The organism is Hansschlegelia beijingensis (genome assembly GCF_045505405.1).
GTDB classification, from domain to species: Bacteria; Pseudomonadota; Alphaproteobacteria; order Rhizobiales; family Methylopilaceae; genus Methylopila; species Methylopila beijingensis_A.
The window spans coordinates 1-1388 of sequence record NZ_JBJKEX010000516.1 but is presented as its reverse complement, the minus strand read 5'-3'; the positions used below and the strand labels follow the sequence as shown (position 1 = coordinate 1388).

Sequence of the window (1388 nt, the reverse complement as noted above, 5' to 3'; positions counted from 1 at the left end):
CTGCCGCACGAGAACGTCGGGGATCAGCACGCGATGCTGCTCAGCCGCGCTCGCCAAGGCGCGCAGCCGCGGGCGCTGACGCCCGGCGCGGCGCAGGTTTCTTGCTGCCGCCACATTCTCCTTGCGAATAGTTGAGCTTGCCGCGACTTTGCGCGCAGATCGTCCAGACCACGCAAAGTGGCCCATAAAGGATCCGCCCGTGACGCTGACCCGACGCCGCCTTCTCGAGACCGCCGCCTTTGCGGCCGCAGGCTTCGCAGCGCTGTCGCTCGCGCCGCGCTTCGGCTTCCTCTCTCAGGCGGCCGCCCAGGAGGCCGACCAGCAGGAGCTTCTGGTCGCCGGCCCGCTCGGCGACAAGTCGGAAGGCAAGGCCGACGCGCCGGTCACGATCATCGAATACGCCTCGCTGACCTGCGGCCACTGCGCGCAGTTCGCGGCCAAGACCTATCCGGCGCTGAAGGAAAAATACATCGACACCGGCAAGGTGCGCTTCATCCTCCGGGAGTTCCCGCTCGACCCGCTCGCGGCCGCAGGCTTCATGCTCGCCCGCTGCGCCGGGGACGACAAATTCTTCCCCGTCGTCGAGCTGATGTTCCGCGAGCAGCGCCAGTGGGCCTATGCGGAGAAGCCGGTGGAAGCCCTGCAGAACCTCTCCAAGCAGCTCGGTTTCACACAGGAGAGCTTCCAGGCCTGCTTGACGAATCAGGAGCTGCTCGACGGTGTGAATGCGGTGCGTCAGCGCGGCGTCGAGAAGTTCGGGGTCAACTCCACCCCCACCTTCTTCATCAACGGCAAGGTCTATCGCGGGGCGATCGAGATTGCCGACCTGGACAAGATCCTTCAGCCGCTTCTCGACAAGGCCTGATCGGGCCGATCTGACTGACGCCCGCGCCGGGGCGCGCGGGTCATGAACTTCACGCGGCTGCGTCTCGCGGGCTTCAAGACCTTCGTGGACGCCACCGAGGCGCCGATCGAGCCGGGGCTGACCGGCGTCGTCGGCCCGAACGGCTGCGGCAAGTCCAACCTGCTCGAAGCGCTGCGCTGGGTGATGGGCGAAAGCTCGTTCAAATCCCTGCGCGGCTCCGGCATGGAGGACGTGATCTTCGCCGGCAGCGGCGGGCGGCCGGCGCGCAACCACGCCGAAGTCATCCTCACCCTCGACAATTCCGCCCGGCTTGCGCCGGAGCCGTTCAACCAGGCGGCGGAGATCGAAGTCAGTCGCAAGATCTCGCGCGGGCTCGGCTCCACCTACCGGATCAACGGCCGCGAGGCGCGGGCCCGCGACGTGCAGCTGCTGTTCGACATGCTGGCTTCCCCGGACGGCGGGGCTCTTCTCGCGGAGCCGCTCGAGAAACGCCGGGTCCAGCTCGAACGGTTCGCGAGCCTGT

At 67.5% G+C, this 1388-nt stretch carries 2 protein-coding genes; both read left to right on the top strand.

Annotated elements, in window-relative coordinates:
* The first annotated feature begins 199 nt into the window (after positions 1-199).
* Positions 200-865, top strand: a complete 666-nt coding sequence (locus ACIKT0_RS18260; RefSeq protein ID WP_407106745.1) for a DsbA family protein — start codon at positions 200-202, stop codon at positions 863-865.
* Between the two features lie 42 nt (positions 866-907).
* On the top strand, positions 908-1388 hold a 481-nt coding region (locus ACIKT0_RS18255), incomplete at its 3' end, for an AAA family ATPase (RefSeq protein WP_407106744.1).